At 61.4% G+C, this 20858-nt stretch carries 18 protein-coding genes; 9 read left to right on the top strand and 9 right to left on the bottom strand.

The window, feature by feature from the left end:
* Positions 1 to 2 precede the first annotated feature (2 nt).
* The 5 genes from ctaD (at position 3) to QD408_RS21605 (ending at position 5062) form a co-directional block, all read left to right on the top strand.
* Complete coding sequence (gene ctaD, locus QD408_RS21625) at positions 3 to 1781, top strand: cytochrome c oxidase subunit I (protein ID WP_088683202.1); 1779 nt, start codon at positions 3 to 5, stop codon at positions 1779 to 1781.
* Positions 1778 to 2491, top strand: coding sequence for a cytochrome c oxidase subunit 3 (locus tag QD408_RS21620; RefSeq protein ID WP_414140703.1), 714 nt, complete (start codon positions 1778 to 1780; stop codon positions 2489 to 2491). Before ctaD ends, QD408_RS21620 begins: the two co-directional genes overlap by 4 nt.
* 24 nt (positions 2492 to 2515) lie before the next feature.
* Complete coding sequence (locus tag QD408_RS21615; RefSeq protein WP_414140702.1) at positions 2516 to 3235, top strand: heme-copper oxidase subunit III family protein; 720 nt, start codon at positions 2516 to 2518, stop codon at positions 3233 to 3235.
* Between the two features lie 7 nt (positions 3236 to 3242).
* Positions 3243 to 3608 carry a cytochrome C oxidase subunit IV family protein gene (locus tag QD408_RS21610; protein ID WP_414140701.1) on the top strand — a complete coding sequence of 122 codons (366 nt, stop codon included), beginning with the start codon at positions 3243 to 3245 and terminating at the stop codon, positions 3606 to 3608.
* Positions 3609 to 3916: 308 nt separating this feature from the next.
* Complete coding sequence (locus QD408_RS21605; RefSeq protein WP_414140700.1) at positions 3917 to 5062, top strand: right-handed parallel beta-helix repeat-containing protein; 1146 nt, start codon at positions 3917 to 3919, stop codon at positions 5060 to 5062.
* Between the two features lie 63 nt (positions 5063 to 5125).
* Here QD408_RS21605 and QD408_RS21600 read toward each other — a convergent pair whose 3' ends face one another.
* The gene (locus QD408_RS21600) at positions 5126 to 6460 is read right to left on the bottom strand and encodes an O-antigen ligase family protein (RefSeq protein WP_088680397.1); all 1335 of its coding nucleotides are present in this window, start codon (positions 6458 to 6460) and stop codon (positions 5126 to 5128) included.
* Positions 6461 to 6978: 518 nt separating this feature from the next.
* Between QD408_RS21600 and QD408_RS21595 the strand changes: the two genes are divergently transcribed.
* The gene (locus QD408_RS21595; protein WP_414140699.1) at positions 6979 to 7782 is read left to right on the top strand and encodes a Ku protein; all 804 of its coding nucleotides are present in this window, start codon (positions 6979 to 6981) and stop codon (positions 7780 to 7782) included.
* A 5-nt stretch (positions 7783 to 7787) separates the two neighbouring features.
* Here QD408_RS21595 and ligD read toward each other — a convergent pair whose 3' ends face one another.
* From ligD to QD408_RS21575, 4 genes are all read right to left on the bottom strand, one after another.
* Positions 7788 to 10298, bottom strand: coding sequence for a DNA ligase D (gene ligD, locus QD408_RS21590; protein WP_414140698.1), 2511 nt, complete (start codon positions 10296 to 10298; stop codon positions 7788 to 7790).
* A 1-nt stretch (position 10299) separates the two neighbouring features.
* A complete protein-coding gene (locus tag QD408_RS21585) occupies positions 10300 to 11139 on the bottom strand; it encodes a Ku protein (protein ID WP_414140697.1) in 840 nt (279 codons plus the stop codon).
* 18 nt (positions 11140 to 11157) lie between these two features.
* Positions 11158 to 11388: a DUF2188 domain-containing protein gene (locus QD408_RS21580; RefSeq protein ID WP_414140696.1), complete on the bottom strand. Its 231-nt coding sequence runs from the start codon at positions 11386 to 11388 to the stop codon at positions 11158 to 11160.
* A gap of 77 nt (positions 11389 to 11465) precedes the next feature.
* The gene (locus QD408_RS21575) at positions 11466 to 11726 is read right to left on the bottom strand and encodes a hypothetical protein (protein ID WP_414140695.1); all 261 of its coding nucleotides are present in this window, start codon (positions 11724 to 11726) and stop codon (positions 11466 to 11468) included.
* 144 nt (positions 11727 to 11870) lie between these two features.
* Between QD408_RS21575 and QD408_RS21570 the strand changes: the two genes are divergently transcribed.
* From QD408_RS21570 to QD408_RS21560, 3 genes are all read left to right on the top strand, one after another.
* Complete coding sequence (locus tag QD408_RS21570; RefSeq protein WP_414140694.1) at positions 11871 to 12314, top strand: OsmC family protein; 444 nt, start codon at positions 11871 to 11873, stop codon at positions 12312 to 12314.
* Positions 12315 to 12399: 85 nt separating this feature from the next.
* Positions 12400 to 13836, top strand: coding sequence for an FAD/NAD(P)-binding protein (locus tag QD408_RS21565; protein ID WP_414140693.1), 1437 nt, complete (start codon positions 12400 to 12402; stop codon positions 13834 to 13836).
* A gap of 102 nt (positions 13837 to 13938) precedes the next feature.
* Complete coding sequence (locus QD408_RS21560; RefSeq protein ID WP_414140692.1) at positions 13939 to 14841, top strand: DMT family transporter; 903 nt, start codon at positions 13939 to 13941, stop codon at positions 14839 to 14841.
* Here QD408_RS21560 and QD408_RS21555 read toward each other — a convergent pair.
* The 4 genes from QD408_RS21555 to QD408_RS21540 are packed head-to-tail and all read right to left on the bottom strand — an operon-like array spanning position 14807 to position 20829.
* On the bottom strand, positions 14807 to 16486 hold the full coding sequence (locus QD408_RS21555; protein WP_414140691.1) for a VOC family protein: 1680 nt from the start codon (positions 16484 to 16486) through the stop codon (positions 14807 to 14809). The genes QD408_RS21560 and QD408_RS21555 overlap by 35 nt on opposite strands.
* Positions 16487 to 16507: 21 nt before the next feature.
* Positions 16508 to 18103 carry a response regulator gene (locus QD408_RS21550; RefSeq protein ID WP_088680404.1) on the bottom strand — a complete coding sequence of 532 codons (1596 nt, stop codon included), beginning with the start codon at positions 18101 to 18103 and terminating at the stop codon, positions 16508 to 16510.
* 4 nt (positions 18104 to 18107) lie between these two features.
* Entirely contained in the window at positions 18108 to 18533 is a 426-nt protein-coding gene (locus tag QD408_RS21545) for a response regulator (protein ID WP_018244782.1), read from the bottom strand.
* Positions 18520 to 20829, bottom strand: coding sequence for a sensor histidine kinase (locus tag QD408_RS21540; protein ID WP_414140690.1), 2310 nt, complete (start codon positions 20827 to 20829; stop codon positions 18520 to 18522). The genes QD408_RS21545 and QD408_RS21540 overlap by 14 nt, the downstream gene beginning before the upstream one ends.
* Between the last annotated feature and the right edge of the window lie 29 nt (positions 20830 to 20858).

The following is a 20858-nucleotide window of genomic DNA, read 5'->3' as shown; positions in this document are numbered from 1 at the left end:
TCATGGTCGAGATTCCGTCCGGCGGCGCAGATGTCATCCCGCCCGCCGAAGTCGAGGATGTCGAGCTTTATCATCCGCATAGCTGGTGGACGAAATATGTCTTCAGCCAGGATGCCAAGATCATCGCCGTGCAATATTCGGTGACCGCCATCTCGATCGGCATGGTGGCGCTGGTGCTTTCCTGGCTGATGCGGATTCAGCTCGCCTTTCCCGGCACCTTCACCTTCATCGACGCCGATCACTATTATCAGTTCATCACCATGCACGGCATGATCATGGTGATCTATCTGCTGACCGCGCTCTTCCTTGGCGGCTTCGGCAACTACCTCATTCCGCTGATGGTCGGCGCCCGCGACATGGTGTTTCCCTACGCCAACATGCTGAGCTACTGGATCTATCTGCTCGCCGTCCTGATCCTGGTCGCGGGCTTTTTTGCTCCCGGCGGCCCGACGGGGGCCGGCTGGACGCTTTATCCGCCACAGGCGGTTCTATCAGGCACGCCGGGCGGCAAGGACTGGGGCATCCTGCTGATGCTCTCCTCGCTGATCGTCTTCATCATCGGCTTCACCATGGGCGGGCTGAACTATGTGGTAACAGTGCTGCAGGGGCGGGCGCGGGGCATGACGCTGATGCGCATGCCGCTCACCGTCTGGGGCATCTTCACCGCGACCGTCATGGCGCTGCTTGCCTTTCCCGCGCTCTTCGTCGCCTGCGTCATGATGATGTTCGACCGCCTGCTCGGCACCAGCTTCTTCATGCCCGCCATCGTCGAAATGGGCGAGCAGCTCAAGCACGGCGGCGGCAGCCCGATCCTGTTCCAGCACCTGTTCTGGTTCTTCGGGCATCCGGAGGTCTACATCGTCGCGCTGCCCGCCTTCGGCATCGTTTCCGACCTGATCAGCACCCATGCGCGCAAGAACATCTTCGGCTACCGCATGATGGTCTGGGCGATCGTCATCATCGGCGCACTGAGTTTCGTCGTCTGGGCGCACCACATGTATGTCAGCGGCATGAACCCGGCCTTCGGCTTCTTCTTCGCCACCACGACGCTGATCATCGCCATTCCGACGGCGATCAAGGTCTACAACTGGGTGCTGACGCTCTGGCGCGGCGACATCCATCTGACGCTGCCGATGCTTTTCGCGCTCGCCTTCATCGTCACCTTCGTCAATGGCGGCCTGACCGGCCTCTTCCTCGGCAACGTCGTCGTCGACGTGCCGCTGTCGGATACGATGTTCGTGGTCGCGCATTTCCACATGGTCATGGGCGTGGCGCCGATCCTCGTCATCTTCGGGGCGATCTATCACTGGTATCCGAAGGTCACGGGGCGCATGCTGAACGAGGCGCTCGGCCAGATCCATTTCTGGGTCACTTTCCTCGGCACCTATGCGATCTTCTTTCCGATGCATTACCTCGGCCTGCTCGGCGTGCCGCGCCGTTACTTCGAGCTCGGCGAGATAGCCTTCGTCCCGCCGTCGGCCCATAGTTTGAACGTCTTCATAACGGTCATGGCGCTCATCGTCGGAGCGGCCCAGATCGTCTTCCTGTTCAACCTGGTCTGGAGCCTTTCCCGGGGCAGGGAGGCGGGCGGCAATCCATGGCGGGCGACGACGCTCGAATGGCAAACGCCGCAGACGCCGCCCGCGCACGGCAACTGGGGCAAGGATCTGCCCGTCGTCTACCGCTGGGCCTATGACTACAGCGTGCCCGGCGCGGCAGAGGATTTCATTCCGCAGACGGTGCCGGCAAGCGGGAGCGTAACCCGGGAGAGCCCGGCATGAACGTCACGCTGATCTTCCTCGCGGCAATCGGCGCCATCATCGTCTGGTGGCTTGCCGGACAGCGGCTGACCTCGAAGCCCTGGCTCGAAACCGGCTCGGTGCATCTGCCGGCTCATGACGGCGCCGACCGGCCGCCGGTGCCGGCGGTCAAGATCGGCCTCTTCGTGTTTCTCGGCGTCGTCGGGGCTCTCTTCAGCCTTGCCGTCAGCGCCTATTTCATGCGCATGGCCTCGGCCGACTGGTGGGGGATGCCGGTTCCCCGCCTCCTCTGGGTGAATACCGCGGCCCTGATCCTAAGCAGTGCCGCGCTGGAATGGGCGAAAGGCGAAGCGCGGCATGGCCGCATGGAACGTCTGCGGCCGGCGCTTGCCGCGGCATTGGCCCTTGCCGTCTTCTTTCTCGTCGGACAGATCCAGGCTTGGCGGGAGCTGGTGGCGGCCGGCTACGTGCTTGCCGACAATCCCGCCAACAGCTTCTTCTATATGCTGACCGGCCTGCACGGCCTGCATATTCTCGGCGGGCTTGCCGTGCTTGCGCACACGACCGTCAAGGCATTCGCGAGCGAGGCTGCGACGGACAGGCTCAGCCTCCGCGTCGATCTATCGGCCGTCTATTCGCATTTCATGCTTGCCGTCTGGCTCCTGCTCTTTGCGCTCTTTGCCGGGTGGGCGAACGATTTCGTCGATCTCTGCCGCACATTGCTGAGCTAGCGGGTTGAACCGGGAGGTTTGGACATGACACGGATTATCCAGACACATGGCGATGCCGGCCTCGGGTCGGCGGGCCTGCGCGGTGTCGCGGCCGATTTCAGTTCGGATCAGCGCGCCTTCAAGACCGCCTCCTGGGGCAAGGCGATGATGTGGATCTTTCTCTTGAGCGACACCTTCGTCTTCGGCTGTTTCCTGATCGCCTACATGACCGCCCGCATGTCGACGCCCGTCCCGTGGCCCAATCCGAGCGAGGTCTTCGCGCTCCATATCGGCGGCCAGGACGTTCCGCTGATCCTGATCGCCATCATGACCTTCGTGCTGATCTCGAGCAGCGGCACCATGGCGATGGCGGTCAATTTCGGCTATCGCCGCGACCGCGGGAAGACGGCTGTCCTGATGCTGCTGACGGCGCTTCTCGGGGCGACTTTCGTCGGCATGCAGGCTTTCGAATGGACGAAGCTGATCACCGAAGGCGTGCGCCCCTGGGAAAACCCATGGGGGGCGGCGCAGTTCGGATCGACCTTCTTCATGATCACCGGCTTTCACGGCACCCATGTCACGATCGGCGTCATCTTCCTCCTCATCGTCGCCCGCAAGGTCTGGCGCGGCGATTTCGACGTGGAGCGGCGCGGCTTCTTCACCAGCCGGAAAGGCCGCTACGAGGCCGTCGAGATCATGGGTCTCTACTGGCACTTCGTCGACCTGGTCTGGGTCTTCATCTTCGCATTTTTCTATCTGTGGTGAGGTCGTCATGAGCGAGACAACGGCACACGCCCAAACCCAAGCGGTGCATGCACAGGCGCATACCGGGCAGCAGCACCCGATCCGGCTCTATTTCCTCGTCTGGGGCCTGCTCTTCGTGCTCAGCGCCTTTTCCTACATGGTCGATTATCTCGGGATTCAGGGCTATCTCAGATGGACGCTGATCCTCGTGTTCATGATGCTGAAGGCCGGCCTGATCGTCGCCGTCTTCATGCACATGGCCTGGGAGCGGCTGGCGCTGGTCTACGCCATCCTGCTGCCGCCGCTGCTGGTGCTGGTCTTCGTGGCGCTGATGGTTTCGGAAGCGGATTATACGATCTTCACCCGGCTCGCCTTCTTCGGCGCTGCGCCCTGAGGCGGGGCTATTCACCTTGGCGAACCCGCGCGTCCCAGCCATTCGTCGTCAAGCGGGCAACCGCCTCCAGGTCGGCGCGGTTGGCGCCGTCTCTTGTCTGCAAGACGATCCCGCGCCGACCTCGGCAGCCGTAGGACAGACGTGAATCAATCTTGCGGCCGCCGTTCAACGAAGCCGGCGAAGTTGTCGTGTCGTTCAAGATACAGTAACCCGCTCGTTCGGGGGTGACGCAGTCAACAGGCCGTCAAACTCCTGCCATACGCGCTTCATTAACTCCTGGAGCGATGATCCTGTCGATTGGAGATCTGATGCCCGCCATCTCTCGAAAGAAAGTTCACGGCGCCCATACGCAAGGGCAAGTCATCGATGGCGCCGAGGATATCGGCGTCGCTTATCAGGTGTTTTCCGACACGGTGATAGAGGACGTCGTTGTCAAGAATTCTCCCCGCGGCTTCAAATTTCACAACGGCACGAACCTCCTCATCAGGCGCTGTGAAACCGAGAATGTGAAGGGCGACGGCATCTATCTCACGAAGACGGTGAACGTGCTGCTGGAAAACAACCGGTTCGGAGCGGCGCCGGGAGAGGGAGCCGACTGCTGCCAGTTCGCCTACCAAAACAGCGATACCAATATCAGCTCCGATGTCGTCATCCGCGGCAATCTCTTCCTTCAGTCGCCGGTCAGCGCATCGAACAAGGGCGCGCTGGTCTGCGACAAAACTCGAAAATACCGCGTTGAATACAACTTCATCGGCGGCAAGAACTTCTCCTTTTCATCGATTGGCGATGATGCCGTCGTGCGCAGCAACATCATGCGCGACGGCCGGATGAACGACTATTCCTTCGGCTACGGCATTGGCGACAAGGCAGACCATGCCGGGCATCATGTTTATGACAACTGGATCGAGAACAACAATCGCGGCATTGCCCTGAGCGGTTTTTCGGATCAGGAACAGGCATTCCGCAAAGACATCGATATCCACGACAACGTGATCAGCGGATGCGACATCGCCTTCTTCGCCAACCGCGCGTGGTCCGGGAGCTTCCGGCGCAACATATTCCTGCGGTGCGGGCAGGATATCGTCCTGAAGGGAAACGGCAAAGCGACCGCCGGGGAGGTCGATGACAATTATGCCAATGACGGCAGCTTTCTCAATATCACGCCGCCACCGCTTCGCCTCGGCCCCGACGGAAAAGCATCCGTCGCTTCCGGAGAATGGACATCCGAGCCGGATGAGATCCGCATCCAGTGGCGCAACAAGGGGATCGATATCCCTGGCGCCAACCGGCCCTCCATTGCCGCCGAGCCCGGCATGGAACTCTCATGCGTCCTGCTGGCCCGCAAGGACCAGAATTGGATGCTGGCGATAGCCGAGACCGCTTACGACGAATTTACGCCGCGCGCATGGCAGGAGAAAATGCTGCCATGGCAGAAGCGATATCTTTCGATCTAAGCGGGGATTGTCCGGCCTCGCTGAAGGCCGGTGAAGCATTTTGCTGTCGATCGCGCGTTGCCTTCAAGGTCGGCGCAGTGTTGGGTTCGTCCGTAACCTGGGACGCAGTTCCGAGAGCGCGATGACCATGTGCGGCCAGAGAATGAAAGGCGCAAGCATCATACCTGCCTCGGTCATGGCCCCAAGCATGATGAGGATGATGATGACAATCTCCTTTCGCCTGGCGCCGGATTCGGCAGGATCGGGATCGACGATTGTCATTTTCCTGAATAGGCGGGTCAGCAAGAACAACGTCCATGCTGTGACGCCGGGAATGCCGATGTTAAGCGCTAGCTCAAGATACGTGTTGTGGGTCGAACGTGCATCGAAGGTAACCTTGACATATTGCTCCATGACCTCGGGCTGTCGAAACATCGCAAACCCATAACCTGTCACAGGCCGATCCCATATCAATGGCAGTAGCTGTTCCCAGATATTGGTACGCCCTGAGAAGGTAATGTCTTTGCCGAATGCTTCTGCAACGGCTGAGGCTACTCCGAGATAAACAAAGCTGGCGCCGAAGCCGACGATCACGAACAACAGGAAAACGACGAAGGAACGGAAAAGGCGGTTCGGATAGACGTGAATGACACGGACCGCATACAGCATCACGCTGCCGAACATCGTCAGGACGACAGCTGTCGAGGACTTTGTTGCCACGATCAATGCGAGAAGGCAGAGCATCGCAGCCCAGCGGATGAGGGTACTGTAACGAAGCCGCCCGAGCTTTTCCGTCGACAGCAGGCAGACAAAGCTGACCGAGCAAAACTGTCCCAACGTGTTCTTATGATAAAAAGCACCTTTGACCATGCCCGCATAGCTGCCACGCATGATGGCGAATTGGGGAAAAGCTGCTGTGTAGAGAACGTTGATAAATGCCGCCGCTATGGCGAAACGCCCGAGTATTTTGAATGCTTCGACATTCCCGTAGCGTGCGCGGTATAGAAGAGGTGGGATGGCTAGAACAATGACCGCAGCCAATCCCTTCAGAGATGCGCCTCTGTCGATTGAGAAAACAATCGATGTCAGGCAGGAAATGCCAACAACCACGATGAGCGGCGAAATCCTTGAGAAAACCCTCAGGAACTGCCGCTGCTCCAGCAGAAAGTATAAGCCCGACAAAGGGATAAGGCTGTAGAGCAGCAGCTTCATCGGGAGCGGGTCGACCGATGCCCCGTCTTCGAAATTTGCTGGAAGGCCGTACCACATGCTCGTGGCCCGCCAAAGAGCAGCATAAAATGCTATCGTCAGAACAAGCTTTGCCAGGACATCGCGTCTGACGCGCCATCGGGGTACAGACCGCCGATGGTAGCCTGGTGGATAGTAGTTTCTTGCCGAAGCTGCATCTTCTATCGTCATTGAAGGCTCTTATAAATCAATCTGGGAGAAACCCGGCTGCGCGTCATCGAACGAATGGGAGCTTCGATCGAGCGGCGCCGAGAATTGATTTTTGCATCCATCGGATTCTGCTTGCTGGGAGTGAATTCATTTGGCCGTTTCGATAACCGTATCACTGGCTTGCAAACTGCCCGCTCCGGCGGGCGATACAGCCATGGTGAGTTTTTCTAAATGACTTCAACAGCTTATTGTTTCAAGTGGGATGTCTCATCGCCACGCCGGGCGACTTTAAGCGATCTTACTCCCTGAATCCAGCCGCTAAAGACATTCCATGATGTCGCGCTGGGCGCTCGTTCGTCCATCCGGCACGGAAAACTGTGCCTTAATGGGTTTTCAATCTATCTTGCTGTCTCGGCTGACGTTCCAAGCGGCTGGAACCACAATGTCACAATTTGTCCAGAATCCCCAATTCTCGGAACCAAAGCCCCTGTCCCGCCGTTCAATGCCATGTCCAACGGCGTTTGCAGGTGGGAACACTCATGGCGCGTCAGACCTTCTGGAAAGGCTATCTCAAACTCTCGCTCGTCACTGCCGCCGTCTCGCTGACGCCGGCGACGACGGAGAGCAACAAGGTCCGTTTCTATGTCCTCAATCGCCAGACGAAGAACCGCGTCGAAAGCCGCTATGTCGACAGCGTTACCCACAAGCCGGTGGCCGAGAGAGACCAGGTGAAGGGCTATCCGCGTGGCGAGGACGATTATGTTCTGCTTGAGGACGAGGAGATCGAGGAAGTCGGGCTCGAAAGTACCCGCACCATCGATATCGACAGTTTCGTGCCGCGCGGCTCGATCGACTGGATCTGGTACGACAAGCCGCATTTTCTGGCACCGGAGGATAAGGTCGGTGTGGAAGCCTTCTGCGTCATCCGCGAGGCGATGAAGGCGAACGACGTCGTCGGCATCGCCCGGCTGGTTCTCTATCGCCGCGAGCGCGCCGTGCTCTTGGAGCCGCAGGGCAAGGGCATCGTCCTTTGGACCTTGCGCTATGGCGACGAGGTACGCGAGCCGGTGGCCGAGCTCGACAGCGAGACGGAGATTGACGGCAAGCTGCTGGCCCTGATGAAGCAGCTGGTGAAGGAAGGAACGAAGGATTGGAGCCCGACCATGGTGCAGGACCCGGTCCAGAAACGCCTGAAGTCGATGATCCGCGGCAAGCAGAAGAGCTTGAAGAAATCAGCGCCTGCCAAAAAACCGGCGCCGGTGAAATCGACCGGCAATGTCATCAACATCATGGATGCGCTGAAAAAAAGTTTAGCCGCGGAAGGCGGTCGCAAGCCGCGTTAGAACTGCTATCGCTTCTTCTTTTCCAATGGTTTGGCGGCCGCGAAAAATCCATCCCACGGGTCTTTCGGCAATGCGTCGAGCCGCGTCGGCGTGTTGTCCACGGTGAAGTAGGCCGGCCCTATGTCGGCGCGGAGCTCATCCCATTCCAGCGGCATCGAGACCGCGGCTCCCGGCCTTGCCCGCGTCGAATAGGGAGCGACCGCCGTGTTGCCGCGGCCGTTGCGGAGATAGTCGATGAAGATCCTCCCCTTGCGCTTGGCCTTGGTCGCCGTGGCGAGATAGCGGTCGGGGTCGTCGGATGACATGCTGTCGGCAAGCCATTTGGCAAAGGCCTTGACCTCCACCCAACCCGCCTTCGGCGCAAGCGGCGTCACCACATGCAGGCCTTTGCCGCCCGACGTCTTGACGAAAGCGGCGAGGCCTTCGGCCTCCAGCCGTTCCTTCAGCCCGTAAGCGGCCGTGATGACATCTTCCCATTCCACGTCATCGCCGGGATCGAGGTCCATGGTGATCATGTCGGGCTTTTCCCAATTGTCGGTCGTTGCACCCCAGGGGTGGATTTCCAGCACGGCCGATTGCACCAGCGCCACCACGCCGTCGAAATCGGTGATGCGCAGCAGCTTCTCTCCCTGCTTGTCCTTCGGGTCGATGATCTCGCCGATATGCGGGTTCATGCCCTTCCAGGCATGCTTTTGGAAAAACCGCTGACGGCCGTCGATGCCGTCGGGCAGGCGCAACAGCGCCAGCGGCCGATTGACGACATAGGGCGCCATGAAGCGCCAGACCTGGGCGTAATAGTTTGCCAGCCCTTCCTTGGTCACACCCTCGTCCGGCCAATAGATGCGATCGGGATGGGTGAGGGCCACCGCCGATTTCGGCAGGTCCCGCCGTGTCGTCGTTTCCGTCTCGCGCGTCACGCCCTTCGCCGGCTTGTCCTCGCGCAGGCCGCGAAAGGCGGCATGGCGAAGATTGCCGTCGGCCGACCAGGCGCGGAATTCCACCTCGCCGACCAGCTGCGGCTTCACGTAGATCAGCCCGCGCCGCTCCTCGGCCGTGAGCTTGTCGTCAAAGGAGTTGTTGTTTTGCTGAAGCCGCGACAGCCTCTCATGGAGCATCTGCGCCGTTGCCACCGTATATCCGGTTCCGACGCGGCCGACATGCTTGAGCTCGCCACCTTCATAATAGCCCATGGCCAGCGAGCCGATCGCGTTCTTCATCGATGTCGAGGGCACATAGCCGCCGATGACGAATTCCTGCCGATGCGAGCATTTCGATTTGATCCACTCGCCCTTTCGCCCGGAAGTGTATTTACTGTCGCGCTGCTTGGAGATCACGCCTTCGAGGCTGAGCCGGCAGGCATGGTCGAGCACCAATCCGCCGCTTTCGTTGAAATGCGCGCTATAGCGCAGCTTGCCGTTATCGCCTGGCAGAACGGTTTCGAGCAGATGCTTGCGGTCGATGAGTGCGGCGTTCAGAAGGCTGTGGCCGTCGAGATAGAGAAGATCGAAGGCATAAAAGACGAAGCGATCGTAGCGGCCCTCGCTCAGATCGTGCTGCAGCGCCGAGAAATCCGAAGCGCCGGTATCGCGTTCCACGACGATCTCGCCGTCGATCACCGCCGACTGCACCGGCAGGGAGGCAAGGGCAACCAGCACGTCCCTGCCGAATTTTGCCGTCCAGTCGAGTCCGCTGCGGGTCAGCATTTTGACATCGCCGTCGTCGATCCTAGCCTGCAGTCGATAGCCATCGAACTTGATCTCGTGGATCCAGCGGTCGCCGGCCGGCGGTTTCGGCTTCAGCCTGGCAAGCGCCGGCTCGATGAAATCGGGCATCGCCCCTTTGCGCGCACCTTTCGGCCAGTCCTGTTTCCGGAGTGCCGGGGCTTTTACTTTCCGCGCCGGTCTTTTGGTCGGAGCCGCCTTGCCGTCCTTCGCGTTGGAATTCCAGGTCGCATCGGGATTTTCCGCCACCTCTTCGATCTGCCGACCGGTTTTGGCTGATTCCGGCCTCTCGTCGAGAATATCGCCGTCATGGCGTGCCTCGGCGTCATCCCCCTTGATCAGCAGCCAGTTTTCGCGTTTTTCGCCGGGACGGCCGTGCATGCGCACGAGATGCCAACGGCCTTTCAGCTTCTCGCCGTCGAGTTCGAATTCCATATGGCCCTTGCGGTAGGCCTTGTGAACGTCCCCATGCGGCCTCCAGGTGCCGCGATCCCAGACGATGACGGTGCCGCCGCCATATTGTCCCTTGGGGATGATGCCCTCGAAATCGCCATAGGATAACGGGTGATCCTCGACATGTACGGCAAGCCGCTTGTCCTCGGGATTGAGGCTCGGCCCCTTCGTCACAGCCCAGCTCTTCAGCACGCCGTCCATTTCCAGCCGGAAATCATAGTGCAGCCGGGTCGCATCGTGCTTCTGAATGACGAAGCTGTTGCCGCTGCTGTGGCCCTTTCGTCCGCGCGGCTCGGGCGTGATCTTGAAATTGCGCTTCGCCTGATAGGTTTCGAGAGCCATCTCAGCTTGCCTTCTTCCTGCCGCTGTCGCTGCGCGCCGGCGCCTTCTTCCTTGCAGGCGGTTTGCCGCTCATCTTCGCGCTTTGGCGCAGTGCCTCCATGAGGTCGACGACCTTGCGTTCGGGCGGCGCTTTTTTCTTCGGCGGTGCGCGGCCCTCGATCTTGGCTTTGACAAGCTCGACGAGAGCGGCCTCGTAACGGTCCTCGTATTTGCTCGGATCGAAGCTGCCGTGCTTGGTCTCGATGATATGGCCCGCGAGTTCGAGCATTTCCTTGTCGAACTTGATGTCGGGGATATCCTTGAAGACGCTGTCGGCCGAGCGAACCTCGTAGTCGAAGTTCAGCATCGTCGCGACGATATAGTCGTCATGGGGACGGATGAGCAGCGTCCGGTTGCGCCGGAAAAGCACGGCTTCGGCGAGTGCCACGACCTTGCCGTCGCGCATGCCCCGGCCGATCAGCGCCAGTGCTTCTTCATCATGGGGGTCGGCGGGCGCGAGGTAGTAGGGGCGGTCGAAGTAAAGCTTGTCGACGGCGTCGCAACCGATGAAGGCTTTGACATCCAGCACCCTGTCGCTTTGCGGCATGAGTTCGGCAATCTCGTCGCCCTCGATGACGATGTAATCGCCACTCTCCATCCGGTAGCCCTTGACCTGATCGTCCCGTTCGACCGGTCTGCCCGTCTCGCTGTCGATGAATTGCCGTTCGACCCGGTGCCCGGTCCTGCGGTTGATGATGTTGAAGGAGACGCGGTCGGAGGAGGAAATGGCCGTGTAGAGCCCGACGGCGCAGGCCAAGTCGCCCACTTTCAGATGACCTTTCCAGCTTGCCCGCGCGGCCATTCCATCCTCCGTCGCAAATCAGAGCCGACTGTTGCTCTTGTCGGTTTCGAGTTCTTGAAATGCCCAGCCGCCATCGGGTGAGGGATAGGCGAGCAGCGCATCGCCATCGCCGATTTTCTGGCGTGACGCGGCGTCCTTGGCGTGGACGATCGCCTCGTCCGCAGTAGCATAGGTTTCTGAAAGCGTGTTGCCGAGCTTGTAGGCCCAGCCATTGTCATGCGGCACGACCTGATAGGTGATATCGGCCATTTCGGATCTCCTCTCTTAATTCAACAATGGAAGCACGATGTCGTCCGAAAGCCGCTCACACTTTTCGGCATCGTGCTCTAGTTCCGATTTGGCTTGCGCCTTTCGTCGAGCGCGATGATCTTCTCGAGCGATGCGATGTCCTCGCTGGTGACGACGGGGACGGGATCGGCGGCGATCGCCTCCAGCACCTCCTGAGAGATTGCGCCGTTGCGGATTGCCCATTCCAGCGTCTCGCGCGTTTCCCGCTCGGCCTTCAGCTGTGCATAGAGCGCGACGATCAGCCGATCGCGGGCATCCATGCCCCGGCCCCGGCGATCCATGCTGCGGACGTGCGCCATCGCAATCCACCTTTGTCACTGATTTCGTTCAGGTGTAATCAACTGATGAAGGATCGAAAGGTTCCGTCGCCGATGGGCTGCCGGCACCGTTGCGGGGCAGGGCGGAAATCATTATCCGAAGGTCTGTTGTCAGAGGATTTCATCATGGCCGATCTCAAGGCTCGTCCCCGTCCGACCGGCGCCACCGCCGTTCTCGGCCGTGTGGGTTTTCCGCATGTCACGTCCACCACCAAAGGCGAGATCGATATCGTCACCGCGCCCTCGCAGCCGGGTTTCAGCCCGCTCGATCTGCTCTATGCCTCGCTTTCGGCCTGCCTCGTGCTCAGCGCCCGCATTGCCGCCAGCCAGATGGGCGTTCTGGACAGGATCAGCAGGATGACGGCCGATGTCACCGGTGAAAAGGCAGCGGAAGGCCCCTCGCGCGTCGCAAAGTTCAACATCGCCTTTTCGATCGAGGGCGATATCGATGATGAAACGCGTGGCAAAATCGTCCATGCGGCAGAGGATGAGATCTGCACGGTGAGCAACACGATCCGCGGCAATCCCGATTTTTCCACGACGATATCGGGCAAGGCAGACTCTACATAATAATTATAGACAATTGCGGCCGGAGGATTGCGCGACCAATGCCCGGCTTCTATGCTCGGCCATCGAAAGCGATGATCCGGCCACCATGCAGCCCAAGCCAGTTCCGAAGTCTCAGCAGCCTGTCGTCGCCATCATCGGCGGTGGCGTTTCGGGGGCCGGCGTTGCCTATCATCTCGCCAGGGCAGATTGCGGCGGACGTCCCGTCATCGTGGTCTTCGAGCCGCGGGCCGAGCTCGGCCGGGGCCTCGCCTATGACACGGCCGATCCGGCTCACCGCATCAATGTCCCCGCCGCCAAGATGAGCCTGCAGCCCGGCGACATAGGCGAATTCCAGGCCTGGATCGAAGCGCGCGACGCCGTCGCCGACGATCCCGATGCGAAACGGCCCGATGGCATGCTTTTCCCCCGGCGCCGGCTCTTCGGCGAATATGTCGCCTCCCTGCTGAAGCCGCTGTTGGACGACGGCGCCGTGCGTCATCGCCGTGCTGCGGTGACAGCGGTCGAACGCCGTGGCGGCCGCTGGTCGATCCGGGATGACAAAGGCGGCGTGACGGAGGCCGATATCGTCGCGATCGCCACCAGCCATCCGCCGCCGGCAGCTCCTGGCCGGCTCGCAGCAAGGCTTGCGGCCCACCCGCGTTTCGTCGCCGATACCACCAGGCCGGGCGCGCTCGAGGTGATCCGCCCGCATGACCGGGTGCTCGTCATCGGCAACGGCCTGACGGCTGCCGACGTCATTGCCTCGCTGGCGCAGCGTGGGCACGACGGCCCAATTGCCGCGATCTCGCGGCGCGGCCTGCGTTCGCGCGGCCACGCGCCAGTGCCGCAGCAGCTTTTCGGCGATTTCGTCTCCGATGCCTCTCATTCCGCCGTCTCGCTGCTCGCGGCCATCCGCGTGGCGATAGACGCGGCGAAGATGCAGGGCATAAGCTGGCACGGCGTAATCGACCAGGTCAGGGCGCAGGGGCATGACCTCTGGCAGGCGCTGCCGATTACAGAACGATGCCGTCTCGTCCGCCATCTGCGTCCTTATTGGGATGTGCACCGGTTCCGCATTGCGCCGCAGGTCGAGGCCGTGCTCGATGCAGCGGTAGCCGCGGGTCGGCTCGAAATCCTTGCCGGTTCGCTCGCCGATGCACGTATGGAAGGCGAGCTCATCCTTTGCACCCTCCAGCCGCGGCATCAGCGTCATCAGTTGGAGCGAAGCTATGACGCCGTCGTCGTCACCACCGGCCCGGCGCATGGCGGCATTCTCGAAACCCAGCCTTGGCTTTCCGCGCTGGCCGCGAACGGCCACCTGGCGCTCGATCCCACGGGCCTCGGTCTTGCCTGCACCGAGCGGTCGGAAGCGATCGGCTCGTCCGGGACGGCCGACCCGTCGCTGCTGATCTCCGGTCCCCTGGCGCGCGGCACGTTCGGCGAGTTGATGGGGCTGCCGCAGGTGACGGAACATGCCTTCTTCGTTGCGAGCGAGATCGCCGCGAAGCTGCGGGTGGATGCGCCAAATCCGCATCCCGCCTGATTTCTCAATCCGAATGTCGTTCTCCGGCTGTCGGGCGTGATTGACTTCTGATAATCACTCGGCGGCCAGCATCCCGCTTCGGCCGAGCAAAATATCGAAATCATGTCGCAGGCTGCCTCTACCGCTTCCGAAGCTTCGCCTTCCCGTTTCCCGCTTGCGGTCCTCCTCCTCGGCGGGGCGGCGATCGGCGGCTCGCCGATCTTCGTCAGGCTTTCCGAGGTTGGCCCGATGGCCACGGCTTTTTGGCGCGTGGCGCTGGCGCTGATCCCGATCTTCATCGTCTCGATGCTGAAGAAGGATGCGGGACCGAAGCCGCAAAGCCTTTCCGACTACGGCTTGCTCATCCTCCCGGGCGTCATGCTGTCGCTCGACCTTGCTGCCTGGCACCTTTCGATTACGATGACGTCAGTCGCCAATGCGACGCTGCTCGCCAACCTCGCGCCTGTTTTCGTCACGGTGATCGGCTTCCTCTTTTTCAAGGCGCGGATCAGCGGCGTCTTCATGGGCGGGCTTGCTCTGGCGCTGGCCGGCGTCGTCATCCTGAAGGGCGGGCCGGCGGCCTTGGGCAATGGCGACCTCCACGGCGACGGCCTGGCGATGATCGCCGCCTTCTTCTATGCCTGCTACATCCTTGCGCTCGGCAGCCTGCGCAGCCGCTTCGATACGATGCGGATAATGCTGTGGAGCACGGCGTCCGCTGCCGTCTGCATCTTTCCGGTCGCCTTGTTGTTTGAGGGCCATATGCTGCCGCTGAGCGTCTATGGCTGGTCGATGGTATTCGGCCTCGCCTTCATCAGCCATGCCGGCGGGCAGGTGGCGATCACCTATGCGCTGGCCTATCTGCCTGCGGCTTTCTCTTCGCTGACGCTGCTGCTGCAGCCGGTCGTCGCCGCAATCCTCGCCTGGGCGCTGCTCGGCGAGGCGATCGGCACGATGCAGGCGCTGGGCGGCGCCGTCGTGCTCGCCGGCATTATGGTTGCCCGAATGTCTCGCGCATCGGCTTGACCGCCTGCTGTTCCAGTGGCGGCGGATCATCACCCATTCTCTGCAGCAGCCACTTCTGGATGATCGGCACATCGGCATCGCCGAGGTCGTGTCCGCCGGGGATGACGTCGGAATCGACGGTGGCACCCGAACTTTTCAGCCTTTCCTCCAGCTCGCTCGCATATTTGCCGTAGGCATCCGTCTTGCCGCTGATGACGAGCAGGTCCGTGCCCTTGAGATCGGCGTGCGGATAGTCGCTGAGAACGGGCATGGAGCGCAGCAGCACCGCCTTGTGAACAAGGTTCGGGTGCAGATAGAGCAGCGAGTTCAACAGGTTCGCGCCGTTCGAATAACCGACATAGACGACCTTCTTGGGGTCGAGCCCGTAGGATTTGACGGCGCCTTCGATGAAGGCGGCGAAAGCCTCCGCCTCGGTCTTGATGTCATTCTGGTCGAAGGAGAAGGGGGTAATGCGCTTGTACCAGCGCGGAAAACCTTCCTCCGTCGCCCGTCCGCGCACGCCGAGCAGCGTCGCGCGCGGCGCCGCCTTGTTCAGGAGCGGCATCAGCGTCGTCTCGTTGCCGCCGGAACCGTGCAGAAGCACGAAGACGCTGCCGTCTGGATTCGGCGGCGTATAGAAGCGATGGACGAAGGGCAGTTCGCGGTAATTGATGCGCGGTTCGCCGGGCATCGAAAATTGCGGCAGCACCACCTTCAGGTCGCCGAGATCGGTGATGGCGTCGGGCGGCGCGAAGAGCTTTGTACCGAGGGCGGCGTGCTCCTCATCCACGATCATGCCGGGCTTGTCGGTGGCAAGCTCGATCAGCGTGCCGCCGGGGTCCCGGGCATAGAGCGAGCGGAAATACTTGCGGTCGTGCATATTGGTCGGCGACGCGTCGGTCGTCTCCAATGCCTTGCGGACGGACAGCAGCGTTTCCTCGTCCGGAGCGCGGAAGGCGACGTGATCGACCGTGCCGGTGCCCGGCGCGCCGGACCAGAAGCCGCGGGCATCGCGCACGTCGATGATGTCGCCGGATTGCGAAACCAGCCTGTCGATCGTGCCGCGATTGGCCTGGAAGCGATAGCCGAAATAGGTCTCGAGGAAGCTGCGGCTCTCGGCGGGCGTCTCGGTCAGCATGGTCGCGCCGCGCACGCGCTGGATCGCATGCTCCACCGGGATCGGGCCGCCGTCCCAGACGGCTTGTGAGGTGAGGTTCTTTGCGCCTGCGAGCTTGAGGATGATGTTGTCAGGGTCCTTCATCCGCAGCACCGGCTCGCCGAATTCGTCGGCCGGTCCCTCGGAGCGCAGGCCGAAGCTCATGGCCCGCGTCAGCCAATAGCCGATGCTTGCGGGGTCGATTGCCAGCGAAATTTCGCTGATCTGGCCATAACCGGCCCGTCCCGGCGAACCGTCCTCCCACGAGAGGAAGGTGAGCAGCGAACCCGGGGTTCCCGCTGCATCGCCGTAGAAGAGATGAAGTTGCGTCGCATCCTCGTAACCGGCCGTCTGCTTGACCAGCCGCATGCCGAGAAAGCCCGCGTAAAAATCCACGTTCGCCTGCACCTTGCGGGTGACGGCGGTGACGTGATGTATGCCAGATACCATCGAGAGCAGTCCTGATTGAAGCGGCGTCAGGAGCGCGAGTATGAGAGCTGCGACAGTCATACCGTTGCCAATGACCATCGCTTAGTTTTGTTCCGCACAAAGCGCAAGCGAATCGCCGCGCTGCAGCAATTCCAAATGATCGACATCCTCGAGTGCCTCTTCCAGTTGCTGACGTGTCGGTGGCTTGACCATATAGGCGAGCGCGCCGAGATCCCTGGCCCGCCGCATATCGGTCTCGTCGCTCGATGTGCTGAGAATGCAGACGGGGATCTGCTTGAGGCGGGCATCGGCCGAAAGCGCATGCAGAACCTCGAAGCCGTCCATGATCGGCATGTTGATGTCGAGCAGCATCAGGTCGATCTGCGGTACATCGGCAATGCCGGCCCGTTCTTCGAGCAGCCGCATCGCCTCGCGACCGTTGGTGGCGACATGCAGGTTGAAATTCACTTTCTCCCGGTGCATCAGCTTGATCTTCAGAAGCTGGATATCGGCGGGGCTGTCTTCCACGAGCAGCACCTCGGCGAGCCGGCCGGAGCCTTCACCCGGGTGCTCGGCCAGTTTGGCGTTGTGCGCCACGGGCGATGCGGCGGGCGCCGCGGACCTCGCCTCGGCGAGCGGCACTTCGACGACGAAGGTGGCGCCGGGCCCGCTTCCTGCCTCGCACCAGATCGAGCCACCGTGCAATTGCGCGATGCGGCGGCAGATGGCGAGGCCGAGCCCGGTGCCCTCGATGCCGCGGCCGACCAGGCGCTTGAACGGCTGGAAGATCAGCTCGCGATGCTGCGGATCGATGCCCGGCCCGTTGTCATGCACGTTGAGGCGGCAGAGATCGCCCTGCGGCTCGCCCGAGATCCTGATCTCGGGAACCTTCTGTTCGCAGTAACGGATGGCGTTCGACACCAGGTTCTGTAGGAGCTGGACCAAGAGCGTCGCATCGCCCATCACCTCCGGCAGCGCTCCGCGGATGATGACGGCCCCGCGGCTTTCGATCTGCTGGCGCAGATTGTCCTCCACTTGGCCGAGCACATCGGACAGCGACACCGGCTTCAGCTCCGGCCCGCCGGAAGCCTCGAGCTTGGTGAAGCCCGAAACCTTGACGATCAGGTCTTCCATATGGTCGGCCGCACTCAGCACGTAATCGAGCAGTTCCCGGTCTTCGGCGGGAAGTGCTGCAGAGCCGTGCAGGATACGGCTGAACGATTTGATCGTCCGGAGCGGCTCCTTGAGGTCATGGGCCATGGCGCGGGTGAAGATCTCAAGCGATTGCCGCTTCTGCTCCAGCTTTGCTTCCAGAACACCGTGCATGATGGCGTTCTGGATGCAGCGATGCAGCGTCTCGGGTGACAGCGAATCCTTGGTCAGATAATCGCGCGCGCCGCTCTTCATAACCTCGACGGCGACGGTTTCGCTGCCCTGGCCGGTCAGCACGATGACGTTGGCGGTGGGATCGTCCTCGAGGATGTCGGTAAGAACGCCGAGCCCGTCGCGCCCCGGCAGCGAATAGTCGAGCAGGATGCAGTTCGGCCGCCTCTGGGCGTTCAGTGCACGGCCCTCTTCGCCCGTCTCGGCCTCGACCACCCTATAGGCGGTGCTGGAGACTCGGCCCAAGATCCGCCGATAGACCTCGCGGTCGTCGATATTGTCGTCGATGATGAGGATAGAGCAGTCTTCCGCCAATCTGTCAGTCCTCGAGCGGCAGGATTGCGATTTCGAACCAGTATTCCTTCAGCCGCTGGATGGCGGCGAAGAGCCCGTCGAGATCGACCGGCTTCTGCACATAGGTATTGGCGCCGAGCGCATAGCAGCCTTCGATATCCCGCTCGTCGTCGGAGGTCGTGAGAATGACGACGGGGATCTTCCGCCAGCCGGCGTTCGACTTGATCGCCTCCAGCGTCTTGCGGCCGTCGAGGCCCGGCATGTTGAGATCGAGCAGGATCAGCCCCGGTTTCGGCACCATCGAGGCGAGCATGTCGAGCGCTTCCTGGCCGGAGGCAGCCCATCGGATCGAGTTGCGCAGATTGGTGCGTTTGAAGGCGCGCATCGTCGCTTCGAAATCGTCCTCGCTGTCTTCGACGATCAGGATCGGTTGCGTATCACGCTGCTGCATTCTGCCCCTCGCGCTTTTTTCCCAAGGTGAAATAGAATGTCGTGCCGGCGCCGACCTCCGATTCCAGCCAGATATCGCCATTGTGCCGCGCGATGATCTTGCGGACGAAGGTGAGGCCTGCTCCGGTCCCGTCGTCGGAATCCTGCGACTTTTCCAGCCGCTTGAAAATGCGGAAAATATCCTCGTGGAACTCCTGCGGGATGCCCTTGCCGTTATCCTTAACGAAAAACACGTTGCGGGCAACCGTGCCGTCCTGGCCGACATAGCGGTCGAGATAGCCGATCGACACGAGCGGCGCAGGCTTGTCGTTGTATTTGATCGCATTGGTGATGAGGTTGCGGAACACTTCGGTCAGCCGCGGCGCGTCGCAGATCACCTCCGGCAGCCGGCCGTCGATGACGACTTTCGCATGCCGCTCCTCCAGGAGGAGCTCCATCGTCGAGACGACGTCCTTGACGATCAGGCCGATGTCCGTGCGCTTGACCGCCAGCTGCTGCCGCCCGAGCCGGGAGAAATACAGGAGGTCGTTGACTAGTTTCTCCATGCGCTGGCTGAGGCGCACGAGCCGGTTCAGCCGGCGCACCCCATCGCTGTCGAGCTTGTCTTCGTAATCCTCCAGCAGGAAGCGGGAGTGGTTGTGCAGGCCGCGCAGCGGCTCCTTGAGATCATGCGAGGCGATGTAGGCGAATTCGTCGAGGTCGTGGTTGCTGCGCTCGAGATCGGCCGTATAGGCTTCGAGCTGGGCAAGCGTGGTCTTCATCCGCTCTTCCTGCCGGGCGCGCTCGCTGATGTCGCGCACGATGCCGACGAAGGTCTTCGTGTTGCCGGTGACGACGGCGCTGATGGAAACGTCGATCGGAAAGACGATGCCGTTCCTGCGTCGCCCCGAGACCATGCGCGTCGTCCCGATGATGCGCTCCTCGCCGGTTTGCCGGTAATGGGAGAGATAGCCGTCATGCTCGGAATGGTAGGGTTCGGGCATCAGCATCTTGATGTTCCGGCCGATCGTCTCCTGCGGCGTGTAGCCGAACATAATTTCGGCTGCTGGATTGAAGCTTGCGATCGTTCCGCGCTCGTCGATGACGATGACGGCATCGGGCGTGCTGCGCACCAGCGCGCCGAAGCGGATACGCTCGCTCTCCAGGTGATGGGTGTTGCGCATGAAATAGAAGATGAGGATCGCGATCAGCCAGAGCGTGGCAGCGGTGATGGCGCGGTTGGCGATCTCCTGCCAGAACGAGGCCTCGTCATGCTTGACGGCGAAGAATCCGAGCATGAGCAGCACGGTGCAGACGAAGGCGAAGAAAAGCGGCGCGTTCCTGTTGCCGAACCACAGCGCCGTCAGCACCAGCGGAACGTAAAGAATACCGTTGGCGACGCCGAGCGGCGTATAGAGATCGACGAGAAGGCCGGTGAAGCAGACAGCCGCCGGGATCCAGAGCGGGATCTGCGCCCGGTTCGCCGGCTGCATCAGCCAGGACCGGGCAAGAAGCCCCGAGCCGAAGGTCACCATGCCGACGGCGGTGTGCAGCGCCATCGCCGCATAAGGCCCCCAGCGATAGCCTTGTTCGGCCGATGTGACATAACTGGCCAGCGCGATCATGCCGAGCGTGATGACGATGTAGCTCGCCAGTTCCTGTACCACCTGGCTTCTCGGTTTCTCCATTCGAAGCGAGAGCAGCAGTGAAAGATTGCCGATCAGGAAGATCAGCGCGGTGTTCGGCCCCATGCCGCCGCCGATCTGCGCGGCGAAATCGGATGGGATCAGCAAACGCGTCACGAGCGTGTCGACATAGTGGAAGGTTCGCCCGATCGTAACGATCTCTAAGAGCCGCGCGGCCGCGATTGCCGCCGCCAAGCCCGCCGTGATCGCCGCCACCACCCGGAAGCGGCGGGCGGCCAGTGTCGAGGTGACAAGGCCCGCGCCGGAGAGCATAAAGCCGAGCGCCGTGTTGAAGGCCATGGAGGGAAAGCCGGGAATGACGGAAAGGATCATCTCGACCTGGAGCAGCCAGCCTGCCAGGACAGTCATGCCGAGAAGGAACATCAGGCAGCCGACGGCAATCGCGAAGGCACGGTAGCGCCACCGCCTCCGCTGGTCCTGCAGGTCCACGTCGTTCCTATCCTGCACCCGCGTATCCTCCTCGGTTCGCGCGGTCACTTTTTTCCGAAATCGAGGAATACTCAATAGGCAAGCCGAGGCTGTGCCGTGCTTTTTGCGAAATGATCTGCGGCAATGTATATCGAATTTTAGCAAAACGGCGTTATCGTGATGTGCACGGGCGGCAAGGATCATTCCCAACAATATCGAAGTTGCGGTGCTGG

Origin of the sequence: Rhizobium sp. BR 249, assembly GCF_047445895.1 — a bacterium.
Lineage (GTDB): Bacteria > Pseudomonadota > Alphaproteobacteria > Rhizobiales > Rhizobiaceae > Rhizobium.
Note: the sequence above shows the minus strand (reverse complement) of the source record. Positions and strands in the feature narration are given on the sequence as shown.

What these genes read in the sequence shown, in the direction of transcription:
- ctaD (WP_088683202.1), top strand. Translation starts at nt 3, where the DNA reads ATGGTCGAGATTCCGTCCGGCGGCGCAGATGTCATCCCGCCCGCCGAA.
- QD408_RS21620 (WP_414140703.1), top strand. Translation starts at nt 1,778, where the DNA reads ATGAACGTCACGCTGATCTTCCTCGCGGCAATCGGCGCCATCATCGTC.
- QD408_RS21615 (WP_414140702.1), top strand. Translation starts at nt 2,516, where the DNA reads ATGACACGGATTATCCAGACACATGGCGATGCCGGCCTCGGGTCGGCG.
- QD408_RS21610 (WP_414140701.1), top strand. Translation starts at nt 3,243, where the DNA reads ATGAGCGAGACAACGGCACACGCCCAAACCCAAGCGGTGCATGCACAG.
- QD408_RS21605 (WP_414140700.1), top strand. Translation starts at nt 3,917, where the DNA reads ATGCCCGCCATCTCTCGAAAGAAAGTTCACGGCGCCCATACGCAAGGG.
- QD408_RS21600 (WP_088680397.1), bottom strand. Translation starts at nt 6,460, where the DNA reads ATGACGATAGAAGATGCAGCTTCGGCAAGAAACTACTATCCACCAGGC.
- QD408_RS21595 (WP_414140699.1), top strand. Translation starts at nt 6,979, where the DNA reads ATGGCGCGTCAGACCTTCTGGAAAGGCTATCTCAAACTCTCGCTCGTC.
- ligD (WP_414140698.1), bottom strand. Translation starts at nt 10,298, where the DNA reads ATGGCTCTCGAAACCTATCAGGCGAAGCGCAATTTCAAGATCACGCCC.
- QD408_RS21585 (WP_414140697.1), bottom strand. Translation starts at nt 11,139, where the DNA reads ATGGCCGCGCGGGCAAGCTGGAAAGGTCATCTGAAAGTGGGCGACTTG.
- QD408_RS21580 (WP_414140696.1), bottom strand. Translation starts at nt 11,388, where the DNA reads ATGGCCGATATCACCTATCAGGTCGTGCCGCATGACAATGGCTGGGCC.
- QD408_RS21575 (WP_414140695.1), bottom strand. Translation starts at nt 11,726, where the DNA reads ATGGCGCACGTCCGCAGCATGGATCGCCGGGGCCGGGGCATGGATGCC.
- QD408_RS21570 (WP_414140694.1), top strand. Translation starts at nt 11,871, where the DNA reads ATGGCCGATCTCAAGGCTCGTCCCCGTCCGACCGGCGCCACCGCCGTT.
- QD408_RS21565 (WP_414140693.1), top strand. Translation starts at nt 12,400, where the DNA reads ATGCAGCCCAAGCCAGTTCCGAAGTCTCAGCAGCCTGTCGTCGCCATC.
- QD408_RS21560 (WP_414140692.1), top strand. Translation starts at nt 13,939, where the DNA reads ATGTCGCAGGCTGCCTCTACCGCTTCCGAAGCTTCGCCTTCCCGTTTC.
- QD408_RS21555 (WP_414140691.1), bottom strand. Translation starts at nt 16,486, where the DNA reads ATGACTGTCGCAGCTCTCATACTCGCGCTCCTGACGCCGCTTCAATCA.
- QD408_RS21545 (WP_018244782.1), bottom strand. Translation starts at nt 18,533, where the DNA reads ATGCAGCAGCGTGATACGCAACCGATCCTGATCGTCGAAGACAGCGAG.
- QD408_RS21540 (WP_414140690.1), bottom strand. Translation starts at nt 20,829, where the DNA reads ATGATCCTTGCCGCCCGTGCACATCACGATAACGCCGTTTTGCTAAAA.